Consider the following 17,390-nt stretch of genomic DNA (forward strand, 5'->3'; position numbering starts at 1 on the left):
TATTAAACAATGAAACGCAATTATATAAAAACCTGTACAGGAATATTCCTTATGGCCGTAATGATCTTCGCCACTTCCTGCAAAAAATTTCTGGAAACAAAGCAGTATGACCGTTCGAATGAAGTAGCTTTTTATAAAACCGCCTCAGATTTTGAACAGGCAGTATTGGGGGCATATTCCTCATTCGATAACCTTTATCATTCAGGAAATTTTTATTTTTTATTAACCGATATACGATCTGATAACACTTCGGTGTATGTTCCCGGAGGTTCTGCAGGGCCGTTGTCAAAGTCAGAATATGATGATTTCACGCTCACTGCAAACAATGAACATTTGCAGGGGTACTGGGATGTAAGCTACTCGCTGATTCAAAAGACAAATGATATTATTACCTATCTGGCCGCAGCCGATATTGATCCTGCAAAGAAAAATCAATACAAGGGAGAAGCCGAAGTATTAAGGGCACTGACTTATTTTAACCTCGTCCGTTTGTACGGAGGAGTTCCCCTGGTATTAAACAGGTTTACAAATATCAATGATAGTTATTCAAAAGGAAGGAACACCGTAGATGAGGTGTATGCACAGGTGATCGCAGACCTTACCAATGCACAAACACTGCTGGTTACAAACCGCAATACAGGAGATAATTCAGGCCGTGCAGACAGGGGCATTGCCACCAGCCTGCTTGGTACTGCATACCTTACGCAAAAAAAATATACCGAGGCGGCAACTGAATTTAAAAAAGTGATCGACATGGGTGAGTACAGCCTGTTGCCCAACTATACTGATCTGTTTAAAACAGGCCAGCAGGGCAACAGCGAAACCATCTGGCAGGCTTATTACGTAGCGGGCGTTTCAGGGTCAGGATCCAGCTTTCCCAATTATAGTGCACCGTTAAACAGCGAAGATGTTTTGCTGCAAACCGGGCTTGCATTTGGCTGGAACCAGCCCACTTCTGATATTCAAAACGCTTATGACCTGAACGATACAAGAAGAACTGCGATCAGTGACGGCTTTACAAAAGATGGCAACTACTATCCTTATAAATACATCAATACCTACGTGGATATAGCTGCGGGTACAGGTGATGGTAACTCCGGCAAAGACTGGTATGTATTACGGTACGCCGACCTGTTATTGATGTACGCTGAAGCGGTAAATGAAACCCAGGGTCCTGCAGGTGCATTTAGCAGCGTAGACATGGTACGTGTCCGTGCCGGGCTTGCTCCTCTTTCATCAAGCTTAACCAAAGATCAGTTCAGGGAAGCGGTATACCTCGAAGAGCGCCGTGAGTCACCGTTTGAAGGCCATCGCTGGTTCGACCTTGTTCGCACGGGAAGAGCAGTAGCGGTAATGAACGCCAAGGTAAAACCTTTGAGTAACGCTGATAATGTCGGGCTCGCAGCTCCAATAGATGAACACAATTTATTGCTTCCAATCCCGTCGATTGTAAGAGCGACCGCTCCGCAAGTGACTCAAAACCCGGGATATTAATTTACCGGCCATTGTTGGATAATACATGCTTTAAAGTTGAAGCTTCTTACATATGCTTACGATCTGAATGAGATAGATTTATCCATTCAAACCCAGATGCTCTAAACGATTTAATTTAAACTATTCCTATAATGAAGATAAAGGATTTTAAGTTTTTGTTTGCCGGAATGGTGTGCTGTTGTTTACAGGTTGTAAACACATTCGGGCAGGCATCAATAACGAAGGCAAATATTGCGTTTATTGATTACCCGGACTTTCCCGAAGGCGAGTCTACATGGGATGATATTGGTTACAGCACAAAATTTAATAAAGTGGTTGCAGGCGTAACGAACCATAAAGATAAAGTGGCGCTGTTCGATTATGATGTGGCGACTGGTAAAATGACCAACAACGGCTTGATGCAAACGCTCGGTAATTTGCGGGAGTTTCAATGGCAGGCCAAGATACATTCCAAGATCAAGGAAGGGCCGGATGGCTATATGTACTTCGCTACAGACGGAGGCGAATCAAGAGAAGAATATTTAATGGATCACCCGGCAGGTTATGCAGGCGGTTTTTTCATGAAGTGGCATCCTCAAACTAAAAAACTTGTAAACCTTGGTATGGGGCTGCAGTACGAAAGCATCAAGGATATTGATATAGATCCGGAATCCGGTAAGCTGTATGACATTTCTTATCCGCAGGTGCACTTTACCGTATATGACCCCGCAAAAAATACGTTTAAAGACATGGGCAGGCTTGGAAGCGCACATGTGCCAAGGGTTATGTTTACAGATTGGTGGGGCGATTGTTATTATGTTGACTGGCGCCAGCGTTTGGTAAAGTATCAAAAGAGCAATGACAGTTTAGTATTTGCACGAAACAGCGTGCCTGCGTTTGAAGGCACACCCGGCGGTAAGATAATAACTGGTATTACGGCCTATGCGAAAGATCAAAAAAACGGCGTGATTTATTTTGTTACCTACGGTGCAAAAATAGTAGCTTTTTACCCGCGAAAAGACGGTATAGGAAAAATGGTTGACCTTGGCGGCGTTGCCGACAGCGCCAAAAATATAGATGCCTGGGGCCCTTATGTACCGAATCTGAATATTGGTAATAACGGAAAGTTATACTACATCGTCGGCGGGCATGGCAATTTCATCATTGAAAACAAAACCGTGCTAATGGAGTTTGATCCTGCAACAAAAAAGCACACGCTCATCTATCAATACCCGGTAGAAGAGTTAAGCGAGGCAACCGGTTCAGACACAAAAGATAAGGACGGCAATTTATATTTCGCAGGAAGAAAAGATCTTTCCAGTCGTTCAATCCCATTCCTCATAAAATTTAATCCAGGTAAAAACGTAAAAAAATGAGGTTTCCATTTATAAAAAATTTCTCCTTCGCCGCACTTGTTTTTACAGCGGCGCCTGCTTTTTCGCAGTACACTTATTTTAAGCCCAAAGAAGGCTTTGGTATTGAAATATCCCTCTCCAACACCGAACTTAAAAGGATGCCGATGTACCGCAATTCCATCGCATCGCTTACCGTAACAGGAGATAATATTATTGGTGGCACAAGTGCCAATGAGAAGATGGCGCCTTATATTTTTGTAGCATCTCTCAGCAAAAGAGAATTGGTGCAACTGAAAGACGTGAATGATGTATTTCCGGGTCAGCGAAGCGTACAAAGCGGTTTTTTCAAAACAAAGGACAATACTTTATATGCCGGTACCATTGCCAATAAAATAAATGATACTACCAATGGCAACGGGCATTTGCTACAGATAAATGTAGATGCAGCCGGAACTATTAAGGTTGCCGATCTTGGTATTCCGGTAAATGGCGAAGGCGTATTTACGATCACCGGCAATATCAATACCAATACCATTTATGGTATTACTTACCCATCGGGTTTATTCTTTACTTATAGTATTAAATCAAAGATTTTTAAAAGCTACAGGAATGTAATGCCTGATGCGGGTGATTTAAATTCTGTAAAGGGCGAGTTTCATCAGCAACCGGAAACCTATTTATGCAATGCATTGATAGTGGATGATAAAGGGCTGGTGTATGGCAGCAAAGCGATCAATAAACTTTTCTACTTTGACCCAGCCAATGATAGTTTTCACATACTGGCAGACCTGCCGGAAGAATGGGGCCGCCGTTCGCTTGGCCGTGTTGAATCCTGGGTTAAGTCGGCTGATGGCACCCTCTATGGTGGCAATGGCGGCGATGGGCAATTATTCCAGGTAGACCCTGCAACAAAGCAGGTGAAAAACCTGGGGAAACCTATTATGATGAACCGCCTGCGTGGAATGTGCTTTGGTGCAGATGGAAAATTGTACGGCCTTGCCGGTGCTGTGCCCGGGTACGCACACCTGTTTAGTTACGATGCAAAACAGGAAGGGTTCACAGACATGGGCAACCCGCAGTTTATTTTAAAGGCGCCTGGTATAGAAGACGGAATAGAGTGGCGTGGCTTTCAACTAAGAAGCATCGCTGCATCTGAAGACGGAAAATATATTGTGATGGGCGAAGATGAAGCACTGAGCCAGTTACTGATTTTTCCCGTAGGCAAGTAATATGCAGCATTAAAAGAGATTAGGTTTTGGTAAAATGTCCGAATGCCGTTAGGTTAACAAAACATCAGGTTGCGGGTGAGATACCCGCAACAGATGGTCGCCAGGGTTGGTGTGCTACCAACCCTTAACTTAACGGCAATGTGTAATGAGCTATAAATTTTTTATTGACATATGATAAAGCCGGTGATATTTTTAATGCTGTTCATAATAACGGGCAAACTTTGGGCAACAGACAGTATTCCACGTTGGCACATAACTATTTTGCCTTCCTCTATGCGCATAGATCCATCTACCAACCGTATTTTTGATAAGCCCTACAATGATAATAGCAGCGATGAGTTGTTATTAAAATACAACTGGGTGTACAACGGAAAAGTGGCATCGTTAAAAGCCGCCAGGGGCGAATACGTTTCCTTTCAACTGGTGCTGACCAATGAAACTGAAAAACCTTTAAAGGGCATTGATGTGTTCATGAAGCCATTTAAAAACAACAGCACCGCTTTTGAAATTCTTCCCGAGTTATTTTTAGAATGGGCAGTGGAAGTAAAATCGAAAAGTACCGGTTATCCCAAAGCTGCGCTCGGTACAGGCTGGTACCCGGATGCTTTGATACCCTTTAAATATATCCAGCAGGGTACTAAACCGCTCAAAGTAAATGCATGGGTATATCCATTGCAACTGCCGGATTTTAATAACCGTATCAATCACCAAAAATCACAGATCATCTGGGTTGATCAATACATTCCTTTTGAAAAAACAGCTGCTGCAACTGGTTTATATTCCACCAGTATATCGGTTACCATTGAAGGTGTTACCCAATCAATACAGGTTGAATTGAAGGTGTGGGATTTTGCGATACCGAATGAAAATTTATTAAAGGCAAGCTTACAACATGAAGGCTTTGTTAGCCACATGGATGAAAAGCAGGAACTGGAAATTTACCAGTTGATGAAGCGCAACAGGATCGGTGGGATGGACCCGACTTATAAACCCGAAATGAAAAAGGTTGGAAACAACGTTACAATCGATTGGGGCAAGTTTGACAACCGGCTGAAAAAATATTTAACCGGCGAAGCATTTACCAAAGCGAATGGGTACGATTATGGCCCGGGATATGGAACTCCCTTTGAAACATTTTTACTGCCATTTGATGTGTATGGAAAACATGACACCCCTGGCTGGCCGGATGTAGGTAAGCCTGATGTAGAAAAAAATGCGGCAAATAAAGCAGCCTACATTAATGTTATCCATAGTGTAAGAAACCATTTGAAGAGTATGGTGGATCCTAAAAAAACAGGCCTGACCGTGTATTTAAACGGGCTTGACGAATCCTATTTTCCGGAGGCCTGGGAAAGGATGGCCTACTATGGTAATTTATTTAAAACAGCATATCCCGAAGCTGAATTTAGGGTTGATGGCGGGTACAATGATACTGCCATGCAGGTGATTGAAAACGCCATTACTTCATGGGCAGTGCACACGATAGAGTTTAATAATGACAGGTTTAATAAGTATGCGAAAATGGGTATCAAGCAATGGTTGTACGGCCCTATGATATACGAGAGCAAAGTAAACAGCTGGGTGGGCAGCTCCACATTTACTGACTTGCCCCTGGTGAACGACCGTGCCATCAGTTGGAGCGCCTGGAAGTACAACGCCTATTCCTGGATAAGCTGGGGCATAGGTGCCGGCTGGAAAGCAGGGTGGTATGACGCAGAAACATGGAAAAGCGCCAACGATGGAGGAAACGCTGATGGCTATGACGAAAAGAAAATGAATGGAAACGGTATGGTGCTGTATAGTGGAGGTATTGTTCCAAATGTAAAAGGGCCTTGCCCCTCCATCAGGCTAAAAACAATGCGTGATGGCGTACAGGAATATGAGTACATGAAAATGCTTGCAGCAATCGACAAAAATAAAGACCGTGTGAGCAATATCGTTAATAAAATAATCGACCGGCCTTTTGGTGATCAGGCGGTAGGCAATGTAAATGTGTGGAGCTACGATCCGCAAAAGTGGGATGCGGGTAGAAATGAATTAGGAGAACTTATAAATGAAGCTACAAAAAACGGAGGCAAATAATTATGCTACAAATACCGGTCTTTAAAAAATTACTATCAGCAGTTCAGGCCCTTCTTATTTCAGGCGCACTGTTTACTTCTTGCGGTACGCATAGTGATACTGTTGTTGTTAAGCCTGTTGAAATCGACAGCACACTGCTAAATCCGGGCCGTGGGTTCACTTCTACGGGCAGGTCGTTAAATGAAAATCTTGGTGACCGTATTCATCCGCTTTGCGGCGTTTATCAGCAAAGAATTTTTTGGGATGTGCTGGAGCCGGAAGAAGGAGAGATCAATTATGCACTGATAGATAGTGCCATGGCAAGGGCCGTACGCAATGGGCAAATGCTTAACTTTCGCGTAATGTGCCAGGATGTCGACATGAAAGTACCAAAATGGGCATTGAGTGCCGGCGTTAAATCACCCTTTTATGATAATGCTGTTTTTATTGAAAAGCAGATTAACTTAATAAAAGCTTTGGGTGCCCGTTATGATGGAAACCCCGATGTTTGTTTTGTTGATATGGGAACTATAGGCCAGTGGGGCGAATGGCATGTTGACCCTGATGCAAAAGACCCCGCTAAAATTGTTTTTCCTTCAGATGAAAATGCCCGGAAAATAATTGATGCCTACTTTGCTAAATTTAAGAAAACGCCATTGGTAGCTTTAATAGCTTTTAAACAAAAATATGGGTTTCAATATGGAACGTCGAAAGGTTCGGGCTGGCGTGCAGACTGCTGGGGCGATATGGATTCGCTTGGCTGGAACCACATGAAGGGCGTATACCCGCAAGCCCTGGATGGCGCAAAAGCACATGAGGCCTGGAAGAACGGCCCTGTTGCATTGGAAACCTGCTGGACGATGGAGGAATGGTTTAAACGGGGCTGGGATATTGATTACACTTTGAACAAGGCGCTTGAATGGCATGCCACGGGTGTAAACAATGGCACGGAATCCATACCAAAAGAATGGTACGCCAAAGTGGTGGAATTTGAAAAGAAATTGGGTTACCGCCTTGTGTTAAGTGAACTTACTTTTCCTTCCAAAGCAGCAAAAGGAAAAGCGATAACCTGTACCATGAAATGGCAAAACAAAGGTGTAGCCCCTGTATATAATATGTATGAATTAGCGATACAGTTGGTATCGAAAAAAAATGCGGCCAGTAAATTTATTATTGCATCGGATGTAGATTTGAAAAAGCTTTTCCCTGGCAGTACGGATGTAAAATCATCTATCACTATTCCTGCTCAGATAGAAGCTGGTGAATATGAAGTTCAATTGGCCATTGTTGCTCCCGCTACAAAAAAGCCTGCAATAAAATTAGCCATTGCCGGTAAAACACAGGATGGATGGTATAGCATGGGAACAATAGCAATCGCTGACTAAGCAGTGGCTGGTACGTTGTAAAGAATTTAATTTTTAAGATAATCTTTGTTTGATGAGTGAAGTGCAGAACATAGTAAAACATACCCTTACCATAGACGACTTGCAGCATTTACGCATGGTAAGCGGAGCATCTTTATCTGCCGATGGTAAGTTGCTGGCGTATGTAACTACCAAAGTAGTTATGGAAGAAAATGCGCACAAAGATTTTATTACCATTATAGAGTTATCTACTAAGAAAGAGATAAATGTATGGGAAGGCTCTGCTCCTCAATGGTCGCCGGTAGCAAACGAAGTAGCTTACCTGGCAGATCATAATGGTGTCAATTATATCTGGATTTATTCTGCAGACAAAGCTATAAGCAAGCCTTTAGCGCCGGTATATGAATCTCATTATTTTATGGGGCATTTGGCGATTAAGAATTTTGCATGGTCACCCAATGGACAGCACATTGCCTATGTTAGTGCTGATGCAGCTTCGATCGTGGAAACAGCAGATGATAACGTGAAAGTAATTGACAGGCTATTGTACAAAACCAAGGGAGGAAGGGGAAGGCCATTAATTACGGACGAGGCACTTTCGCACCTTTGGGTAGCAGATGTAAATGCCGGTGAAACCCGGTTGATTACCGCAGGTGAGTATAACGAGCATTCTATAAGCTGGTCGCCCGACAGCACGCAAATAGCTTTTGTAAGCAACAGGTCTGAAAACCCCGATAACAATCAGTTACATGACTTGTGGAGTGCCGATCTTCCGTCAGGAAACATTACCCGGCATACAAATAATTTTGGTACAGTTTACCAACCTGCCTGGTCGCCGGATGGAAGGTATATCGCCTTTCTTGCAACACTCAACAAAGTGTCTACCAACGACAGCCCCGCCGAAGATACCCGGTTGTATATTATTGCCTGCCGCGATGGGTCGGTGCGTTGCTTGACACATTCGCCCGGCCATATATTTGACCGCAGAATTGAACAGATAAGCTGGCACCCAAAAGCTGATGAAATTTATTTTACTGCAGGCAGCGAAGGTACTACCGCAATTTATAAAGCAGGTATCAATGCAGGCGATGCAGAACATGTGGAGGGAAAAGATTGTCACATTCTTGAATATGCAATCAGCCAGGCGGGTGATACCATGTGTTTTATCAGCACAGATACCACTCATCTAACAGAAATATTTTTACATAATTCAGGTACAAAGACCAGCCGGCAGGTAACTAATAACAGTAATAGCCTTTTGCAGCAATGTCATATACAGGAAGCAAAAACTTTTTGGTTTAAAAGTTTTGACGACAAGCATATACAAGGCTGGGTAATAAAGCCAGCTAATTTTAATGCAGCCGAAAAATATCCGCTGGTGCTTGTTATTCATGGTGGCCCGCACAACATGTTCGGTTACGAATTTGAAGAGCGCATGCAGTTGTTATCTGCCAATGGTTATGGCGTTTTATTTATTAACCCCAGGGGAAGCAGTGGTTACGGACAGGCTTTCTCCAATGGCTGTGTGTTGAACTGGGGCGGTGGAGATTATAAAGATTTGATGGCTGGTGTAGATACGGCCATTGAAAACAATGCCTGGATAAATGCTGATCTATTGGGAGTAACAGGCCAAAGCTATGGCGGTTTCATGACCAACTGGATCATCACACAAACTAATCGTTTTAAGGCAGCTCTGGTCGATGGAGGCATTAGTAACCTCGTAAGTTTTGCCGGCACTTCCTTGTACCACTCTCTCATGGAAGCCGAGTTCAACGGCAGCGCTTATGATAATTTTTCGCTGCTATGGCAATGGTCGCCTTTGCGGAATGTAAAAAATGTTACCACCCCAACCCTGATTGTACACGGGCAGGCTGATAACGAAGTGCCGCTTTCGCAGGCCGAAGAAATGTACGTCGCACTCAAAAAAATGGGTGTTGAAAGTACCATGGTACAGTACACAGGCGAAGGCCACGGATGGCGGCCTGATCTTACACCGCATAACCGGTACGATCTGCTGCAGCGTACCATTAATTGGTTCGGTAAATATTTAGTGAAAACTCAGTTATAGTCGCAATGAGTTTATTAAACCAAACAGCATCTCATTAAAAAAGACGCTGTTGGCAATACAAAATGATAAAGAAAACAAGTTTACTATTTTAAGCAAATAATATGCAAAAAACGCGGACATGGATGAGCTTTGTAATGATACATGTTGTATTCATGGGAGCATGGGGTGCACTGATTGAGTTGCCTGAAAAAAATGGGTTTCCTGCTACGTTGGGATATGTTGTGTGGGCACTTACAATGATCCCCGCAACCATCGTAGCCCTTATCATTAACAAAGGCAAACTTGACTTCGACAAAAAGTCTGTTTTGTTTGGATGTTTAGCTGGTTTTTTGGGAGCTATCGGCCAGCTTGTTTTATTTTTTACATTAAGGATCGCACCTGCATACATTGTTTTTCCTGTACTGTCTTTAACACCCGTTGTTACCATCCTGCTGGCGGTATTGTTTCTGAAAGAACGCACTGGCTTAACCGGATGGCTGGGAATAGGCATTGCCGTTGTAGCAATATTCCTCTTATCTTATATTCCTCCGGGAAACGCTGGTACATCAGGCTATTTATGGATACTGCTTACCGTTATACCCCTGGTGGCATGGGGCGCACAAGGTTTTGTTATGCGCTTTGCCAACAGTTCCATGAAAGCGGAAAGTATTTTCTTTTACATGGCCATTAGTTCAGTCGCACTTATTCCTATAGCCATATGGATGACAGATTTTTCAAAGCCGATAAATTATGGTTTTAACGGGCCCTACCTGGCTGCCGCAATACAAATTTTAAATGCATTTGGCGCTTTATGCCTGGTGTATGCTTTTCGTTATGGCAAAGCCATTATTATAGCTCCCATGACAACGGCTTTATCTCCTGTACTCACCGTAATTCTTTCCCTTATTATTTATAAGGTTATGCCTCATCCTTTAATAACAGGAGGCATCCTGCTGGCTATTGTATCAGCATTATTAATGGGCAATGCCGAAAGTAAAATGGAGAAGAAAAATGACGCTTTAGCAGATAGTCCTGCTTTGATCAATGAAATAGAATCCTAACATTATGCCATCATATTTACAGTTTACAAAAGAAGAAATAGAACGAAAGGGAGGGCTGCACACTGCACTCGAAATTGAAGGGCAGCCTGTTCTCTGGCAGCAGGTATATGACCTCATCCTTTCGCAAAAAAAGTCACTTCTCAGGTTTATGTCGCCCTTGCTTGCGGATACCGGGCTAAGGATTATTTTAGCCGGTGCCGGATCATCTGCATTTATTGGTGAAGCGGCACAAGGTATCGTTCAGGCAAATACAAAAAGGATAACACAGGCCATCGCCACCACCGACCTTTTAACCCATCCGCAATTGCATTTTATAAAAGAAATGCCCACGTTGATGGTGTCATTCGCAAGGTCCGGCAACAGCCCTGAAAGCCTTGCTGCCGTTCAGCTGGCCAATAAATATTGCGATACTGTTTTTCACCTCATCATAACCTGTAACCCGGATGGTGAACTGCTGAAAAATGATTTGCTTAATACGTATGAACTCGTGTTGCCGGAAGTTGCCAACGATAAAAGCCTGGCAATGACGGGAAGCTTTACAGGGATGTTATTGTCTATCATCCTCATCTCAAAGATCGGTCTGCTCGAAACGTTTTTGCCCTCTTTACAGGTACTCATCAATGAAGCAACTGAGTTGACAGGAAAGCACCTGGCAAGGATAAAAGCCATAGCAGAACAGCCTTATGAAAGAGTTATTTTTTTAGGATCAGGTCCGATGTTAGCCATTGCAAGGGAATGCCATCTAAAGCTGCAGGAGTTAACAGATGGGCAGGTTATTTGCAAGCATGATTCCTTTCTGGGCTTCAGGCACGGGCCACGGGCAGTTGTAAACCAGGGCACACTCATCGTGTACCTGTTATGCAGTGATGAACAGGTGCTTTTATACGAGCGGGACCTGTGTTTGTCTATAGATGCCGATGCAAGAAATACTCCTACGATAAGTTATAATCATTGCATAAAAAGTCTGAAAAATTCGGTTTTGGCGATCACTTTTTCTGAGCCTGCGGATCCATTAAACGAACTCGCATTTATCAGTGCTGCTTTAATAGGCCAGCTAATGGGTTTTTATCATTCTCTTTACCGGGGGCTCCGGCCCGATAGCCCTTCAAAGTCTGGCACCATCAGCCGCGTTGTACAGGGAGTTACCATTTATCCGGATCACTTGCTTTTAAAAAGCACCCCGGGTTTTTAATCATTGGAAATCGGTTATTGGGAACAGCAAATTAAATTTTATGCAGAAAGAGGTATTGGTGATAGGTGAACTAAACGTAGATATTTTGTTAGACAAAATAAAAGGCTTGCCTGTAATCGGACAGGAAATTTTAGCCGATGAAATGACCTTTACGTTGGGTAGTTCTTCCGCCATTTTTGCCGCCAACCTGGCTTCTTTAGGGGTGGGGACTTCTTTTTGCGGAATGGTAGGTATGGATGATTTTGGAAAATACATTATCACAGAACTCAACACTAAAAAGGTCTGCACACAATTAATTTCAGAGGTACCCCAATATCAAACAGGCGTTACTATCATTCTTAATTACGGGCAGGACCGTGCCAATGTTACCCACTGCGGCGCTATGGAACATTTTAAAATAACTGATATAGATACCAATCAATTTTCGCAGTACAGGCATTTACATTTATCCTCTTATTTTTTACAAAAGGGCCTGCAAAAAGATATTGTGCACTTGTTTAAAACAGCCCAGGAGCAAGACCTCACTACTTCCCTTGATATACAATGGGACCCTGCCAATGAATGGCAATTTCCTTATAAAGAATGCTTGCCGTACGTTGATCTTTTTATGCCAAACGAAGCAGAGTTATTAGCGTTGACTAGAACAGTGAAACTGGCTGATGCATTGAAAGTACTGGATACCTGCAGCAACACTATTGTGGTAAAACGTGGTATGGACGGGGCATTGGCATATAACAAAGGCGTTTACACGGAGGCCGCACCTTACCTGCATACGCAGTTTGCAGATGCAATTGGTGCAGGCGACAGTTTTAACGCCGGCTTCATCAGCAGTTATCTGCAGGGCCAATCTTTGCACGATTGCCTGCTGTTTGGCAATCTTGCCGGCGCAATAAATACAACAGCGCCGGGCGGCACAGGTGCCTTTTCTGACCGCTCATCTTTCGCCGCCACAGCCAAAAAACTTTTCAACACAGAAATTTAAGCATATGATGTTAAAGCAAAAAATGCGGTTGCTAACCGAACAGAAGAAGGGCTTGCTTGCCACCAACTTTTACAACCTTGAAACTTTGCAGGGTGTATTAAAAGCAGCAAGCGAACTACGGCAGCCACTGATTTTACAATTAACCAATAGTTCTATATCCTACATGGGATTGAATACCGCAGTTTGTATGGCAAGAACAGGTTTGAAGGAATATGGAGTGGAAGGCTGGCTGCACCTAGACCATGGTAATTCCGTAGAGCTGGCACAGGCTTGCCTCGACGCCGGTTTTGATTCGGTAATGATAGATGGAAGCGAGTTGCGATTGGATGAGAATATTAAGATCACCAAAGAAGTGGTAAAAAGGGCCGCGGCCTATAACGTAAATGTAGAAGCCGAACTGGGCTACGTTGCAAAGCTTGGGCAGGCGCACGCAAAAATGAATGGCTTTACGCAGGTTGCAGAAGCAGTAATTTTTGTTGAAGAAACCGGCATAGATGCATTGGCGGTAGCGATCGGTACTGCTCATGGTTTTTACAAAGAAGAACCAAATCTTCAGTTTGATTTACTCACCGATATCCATGCGCAGGTCGGCACTATACTTGTATTGCACGGAGGATCCGGCGTGCCTGCAAACCAGTTGCAACAAGCCATCAGCCTGGGTATATGTAAAGTAAACCTGGCGACAGAAATAAAAAATATCTTTATGAAAACCCTGCAGTCCATCCTTCGTAATAATGAGGAAATTGATTTAAGAAAAGTTTTTCCCGTGGCTACTCATAGTGTGACCCAACTGGTAAAAGAAAAATTACAAATCGTTCAAAACAATTAACCGGCGCACTGGATTAAGCATTATTATCAAAATTGAAAAAGACTTTTGTTATAATCATCTACTCTGAAAACACCAGTGGCTTGCTGCTGAAAATAACCACCATGTTTTTGCGGCGCCGCATAAACATTGAAAGCCTTAACGTAGCTGCCTCGGAAGTAGAAGGGATACACCGGTTTACAATAGTTTTTAATGAAACCGCGGAGGCAACAAAAAAGATCTCAATGCAAATCGATAAACAGGTAGGTGTGTTTAAAACTTTTTTTCAGGCTGATGAAGAAATTGTAGCGCAGGAGCATGTGCTGTACAAGGTAAGCAGCACAATGGAAGCAATGGAAAAAGAGTTACAGTTTATGGATGTCAGGTGCATATGTGTTCAGGATAACTACACGATTTTAGAGACAACTTGTTCTGCAGAAATAAATAAAACAGTCAATGCGGCGCTGGTGCCATTTGGTATAGTAGAAATAACTAAAAGCGGGCTGATTGCTGTTATGCATGCCAACCTTCCAATTCATCAGCGATTGAAGCAGATAGAGCCATAGCAGTCTATCTGAGGTTGTTGAAAACGAAAATCAATACACCTCGCAACAGTGGCAGGTACTGAATTTGCACTTAAGTGGAGCGGCTGGAAAAGGGTGCTTTACTCAAACTTTGTTGTAGTTATGCGCAACATAACAACCATACACTAAAAAGGCTTAAAGAACTATCATCAAAAAAGCTAACATAACACACGTGCTGTCTCTAAACACAGAATTACAGCAGGGAAATAGCTAGTATCGACTGTTGAATTAACGGAAGCTGTACAATCCATAACTTACACCTTGCAGTAGGATCTAACTCTCTCTCATCTTCATTTCTCAAAAACCCTCTGTTGGTAGCCCACTCTCCTTCGTCAAACATAAATATTCTTGTTGGTGTCAAGGGGAATTGTATTAAGTACGCACAAGTAGCAGACAAGTCCTTGCTCAATTACGTTGTTTAACAACTGTAAAGAATCTCGTGAATTTAATTATTTACTCATAATTTTTAGTAATTTTACTCATTATATTGAGTAAAATGTAAAATATGTTCGAACGTAATCAATTACAGATTCTTATAAAGAGGATGCAGGAGCAGAGAAGGTTCATGCAGGTAATTATGGGACCCCGTCAGGTGGGCAAAACAACTTTAGTTACACAATTGACAGCCCGGGTAAAAATTGATTTCCATTTTGTTTCTGCGGACTCAGTAGCTGCCGGCAATGCGATCTGGCTGGAACAGCAATGGGAGGCTGCCCGCATAAAACTGGCACTGAGTGAAACAAAAGAATTTTTATTGGTGATTGATGAAATACAGAAAATTGATAACTGGAGTGAAACTGTAAAGCTGCTGTGGGATACTGACACCCGAAACAATTTAAACTTGAAAGTAATCATGCTGGGATCCTCCAGGTTATTATTGCAACAGGGTCTTACCGAATCTTTGGCAGGCAGGTTTGAAAGCACTTATATGGGACATTGGTCTTTTGATGAAATGCAGCAGGCCTTTGGATGGAATACAAATCAATATGTCTGGTTTGGTGGTTATCCCGGCTCAGCAAGTTTGATTGATGATGAAGAGCGATGGAAAACATATGTAACAGAATCACTCATTGAGACGAGTATTTCAAAAGATATACTTATGCTGACCCGGGTAGATAAGCCTGCATTAATGAAGCGACTTTTTGAATTAGGCTGTTTGTATTCAGGGCAGATACTTTCCTATACAAAAGTACTTGGCCAACTACAGGATGCCGGAAATACTACCACCTTGTCTCATTATTTAGAATTACTGGATACGGCCGGTTTACTGGCAGGTATCGAGAAATATGCACCGGATGTCATCCGTCAACGATCATCCAGCCCTAAATTTCAAGTGCACAATACCGCTTTAATAAGCGCTCAGAAAAATGATCTGTTTAAAGATACACTTGCCAAACCTGATGAATGGGGCCGCATGGTTGAATCTGCCATTGGTGCACATTTGATCAATCATTCACTTACCGAAAAATTCAACTTGCATTATTGGAGAGAGCGAAATGAGGAAGTAGATTTTGTTATTGAACGAAAGGGAAAAGTGATTGGCCTGGAAGTAAAAAGCGGTGCCACCGGTTCCACTTCAGAAATGACTGCTTTTAAAAATAAATTTACCCCTGATAAAGTTTTACTTATTGGAAATGCAGGATTGTCCTGGCATGATTTCCTTAAACTAAACCCAGTCAATCTGTTTTAAAAATAGACGGCAATCTTGAAAGATTTCATTGTCAGGAGTTAAACTTAAATCTGTTTCAATAAAACCAACATGGGACTGGAGAGTAGTTTAGTCTAAACATTTTCGGTTCAGTTAGAATTTGGTTGGATTTTATTAAATTTGTAGAAGGGTTATTTGATATTATTTTATCAGGGTGAAATTTCGGTTACCCGAACAACCATTTGGAGCTAAAAGTATTAATGGTATTGGATTTTCGAACATTTAGTTGTCCCCGTCCATTCCGCATAGTTTGGTAAAGCTTTCTTATTCAATATTTTACATAGCTTTTATCTTATGATATTGTATAGGCTAAACAGTTAGATCTTAAATTTTGTTATAAGGCAGAGTTATCTTTTTTATATCACCCGACTTCCTTTAATGCGAATATCCAAATGGAAAGGCGACCTCCTTCAATTCACAAAATTATAGCGCTCAAAAACCTTGTTGAAATTGACCTGTGAAGTGTAATTTATAAGGACCTTTTGCTGTAGAATCAAACCATCCCGTAGGTAGTTACGCAATAACCCTCATTTATTGCACTATTCATCAACTAATCCTTTATTCCCTTTCATAGACAGAAATTTAATTGCCCATACCAGTTAAAAATCGTGAACACAAATTTATTATGCAGGCCATGGTAATCCAGAATTTGTTGCGCGACACAATTGGATATCTTGATATTCTCAAATGTCAAATCAATCCAAGGGTGTTTGGTTCAACAAATTCGCATTTTTTCCTGAGAATTCTTATAGGTGAAGTAGATTTACTTTACAAAGTTCAAATCTTGTAAGGACGACATTTTTTTACAAATGCTAAAACCCGCTCTCAGAACGGGTTTTTAAGTTCGAAGAGTTACATGACAATTTATCTGACTCCTTTAAAGTAATGGTTTTGAATAACTTAAGTAGTTCGAATACAAACAAGCAAATAATTTTTGTTACTGGCGAATGAAGAAAATTTTTCGCAAAGCTTTTTTTTAATTGGCTTACAGTGTCCGGTTCTTTTTCCATGAGCTATATAATAGCCATGCTGCCAGCCCCATTAAACACAGGTAACTAACCCAGCCCAGCAATTGCGTTCTGCCTTCATAACCATGCTCAATAACTGTTTTAAATATACCTGGCTCATTTTTAAAACCCAGTGTCCATTGGTCAAAGTTCCAGGCGGTGTGCAGGCCGGTTGATAATGCCAACCCCTTTGATCTTAGGGCTGCAAATCCAAAGACAAGGGAACCAGTACCGCTTCCCAAAATCGCAGCCCACCAACTCATGCCGGCAGCAATATGTTCAACTATGAAAATAATTCCTACTATTAGTATCGCCAGTCATGGCCCGCCGGTTTTGTTTATGCTGAATAAAGGAAATCCCCGGAATGCTATTTCTTCCCTTAAACCAATCAGGAGGTATAATGTAAACGACGTACCGATTGTCATAAAAGAAATACCAGGTATCGGCACAAGCTTTATGTGGCCAGTTAACAGCAATAGTAAGGGTTGTAAAACAGCCATGAGCAGCCCGATAGAAAATCCC

At 42.3% G+C, this 17,390-nt stretch carries 14 protein-coding genes and 1 pseudogene; 13 read left to right on the forward strand and 2 right to left on the reverse strand.

The genetic code is table 11. The features are described from left to right. The first annotated feature begins 9 nt into the window (after positions 1–9). From JWR61_RS27760 to JWR61_RS27815, 12 genes are all read left to right on the forward strand, one after another. On the forward strand, positions 10–1,494 hold the full coding sequence (locus JWR61_RS27760) for a RagB/SusD family nutrient uptake outer membrane protein (protein ID WP_301930895.1): 1,485 nt from the start codon (positions 10–12) through the stop codon (positions 1,492–1,494). A gap of 131 nt (positions 1,495–1,625) precedes the next feature. Then, a complete protein-coding gene (locus tag JWR61_RS27765) occupies positions 1,626–2,849 on the forward strand; it encodes a hypothetical protein (protein ID WP_301930896.1) in 1,224 nt (407 codons plus the stop codon). Further along, positions 2,846–4,057 carry a hypothetical protein gene (locus tag JWR61_RS27770; protein WP_301930897.1) on the forward strand — a complete coding sequence of 404 codons (1,212 nt, stop codon included), beginning with the start codon at positions 2,846–2,848 and terminating at the stop codon, positions 4,055–4,057. Before JWR61_RS27765 ends, JWR61_RS27770 begins: the two co-directional genes overlap by 4 nt. 195 nt (positions 4,058–4,252) lie before the next feature. Beyond that, positions 4,253–6,139 carry a glycoside hydrolase domain-containing protein gene (locus JWR61_RS27775; RefSeq protein WP_301930898.1) on the forward strand — a complete coding sequence of 629 codons (1,887 nt, stop codon included), beginning with the start codon at positions 4,253–4,255 and terminating at the stop codon, positions 6,137–6,139. Between the two features lie 2 nt (positions 6,140–6,141). Further along, positions 6,142–7,503 carry a DUF4832 domain-containing protein gene (locus JWR61_RS27780; RefSeq protein ID WP_301930899.1) on the forward strand — a complete coding sequence of 454 codons (1,362 nt, stop codon included), beginning with the start codon at positions 6,142–6,144 and terminating at the stop codon, positions 7,501–7,503. A gap of 52 nt (positions 7,504–7,555) precedes the next feature. Then, the gene (locus tag JWR61_RS27785) at positions 7,556–9,550 is read left to right on the forward strand and encodes a S9 family peptidase (protein WP_301930900.1); all 1,995 of its coding nucleotides are present in this window, start codon (positions 7,556–7,558) and stop codon (positions 9,548–9,550) included. A gap of 101 nt (positions 9,551–9,651) precedes the next feature. Then, positions 9,652–10,590 carry a DMT family transporter gene (locus JWR61_RS27790; RefSeq protein WP_301930901.1) on the forward strand — a complete coding sequence of 313 codons (939 nt, stop codon included), beginning with the start codon at positions 9,652–9,654 and terminating at the stop codon, positions 10,588–10,590. Between the two features lie 4 nt (positions 10,591–10,594). Beyond that, positions 10,595–11,782, forward strand: coding sequence for an SIS domain-containing protein (locus JWR61_RS27795; protein ID WP_301930902.1), 1,188 nt, complete (start codon positions 10,595–10,597; stop codon positions 11,780–11,782). A 40-nt stretch (positions 11,783–11,822) separates the two neighbouring features. Further along, positions 11,823–12,764: a carbohydrate kinase family protein gene (locus JWR61_RS27800; RefSeq protein WP_301930903.1), complete on the forward strand. Its 942-nt coding sequence runs from the start codon at positions 11,823–11,825 to the stop codon at positions 12,762–12,764. Positions 12,765–12,768: 4 nt separating this feature from the next. Next, positions 12,769–13,593 (forward strand): class II fructose-bisphosphate aldolase, encoded by an 825-nt coding sequence (locus tag JWR61_RS27805; RefSeq protein WP_301930904.1) that lies wholly within the window; start codon positions 12,769–12,771, stop codon positions 13,591–13,593. Positions 13,594–13,625: 32 nt separating this feature from the next. Then, positions 13,626–14,135 (forward strand): acetolactate synthase small subunit, encoded by a 510-nt coding sequence (gene ilvN, locus JWR61_RS27810; protein ID WP_301930905.1) that lies wholly within the window; start codon positions 13,626–13,628, stop codon positions 14,133–14,135. A 523-nt stretch (positions 14,136–14,658) separates the two neighbouring features. Then, the gene (locus JWR61_RS27815) at positions 14,659–15,843 is read left to right on the forward strand and encodes an ATP-binding protein (RefSeq protein ID WP_301930906.1); all 1,185 of its coding nucleotides are present in this window, start codon (positions 14,659–14,661) and stop codon (positions 15,841–15,843) included. Between the two features lie 1,003 nt (positions 15,844–16,846). On the opposite strand, the gene JWR61_RS27820 is transcribed toward JWR61_RS27815, so the two are convergent. Both JWR61_RS27820 and JWR61_RS28365 read right to left on the reverse strand, forming a co-directional pair. Then, entirely contained in the window at positions 16,847–17,053 is a 207-nt protein-coding gene (locus tag JWR61_RS27820; RefSeq protein ID WP_301930907.1) for a hypothetical protein, read from the reverse strand. Positions 17,054–17,074: 21 nt separating this feature from the next. Further along, positions 17,075–17,131 (reverse strand): annotated as a pseudogene (locus JWR61_RS28365) (hypothetical protein); the annotation flags it as partial. A gap of 22 nt (positions 17,132–17,153) precedes the next feature. Between JWR61_RS28365 and JWR61_RS27825 the strand changes: the two are divergent. Next, positions 17,154–17,390: hypothetical protein (locus JWR61_RS27825; protein WP_301930908.1), on the forward strand; the 237-nt coding region annotated here is incomplete at its 3' end.

This window comes from Ferruginibacter sp. (genome assembly GCF_028288465.1).
In the GTDB taxonomy this organism is placed as follows: domain Bacteria; phylum Bacteroidota; class Bacteroidia; order Chitinophagales; family Chitinophagaceae; genus Ferruginibacter.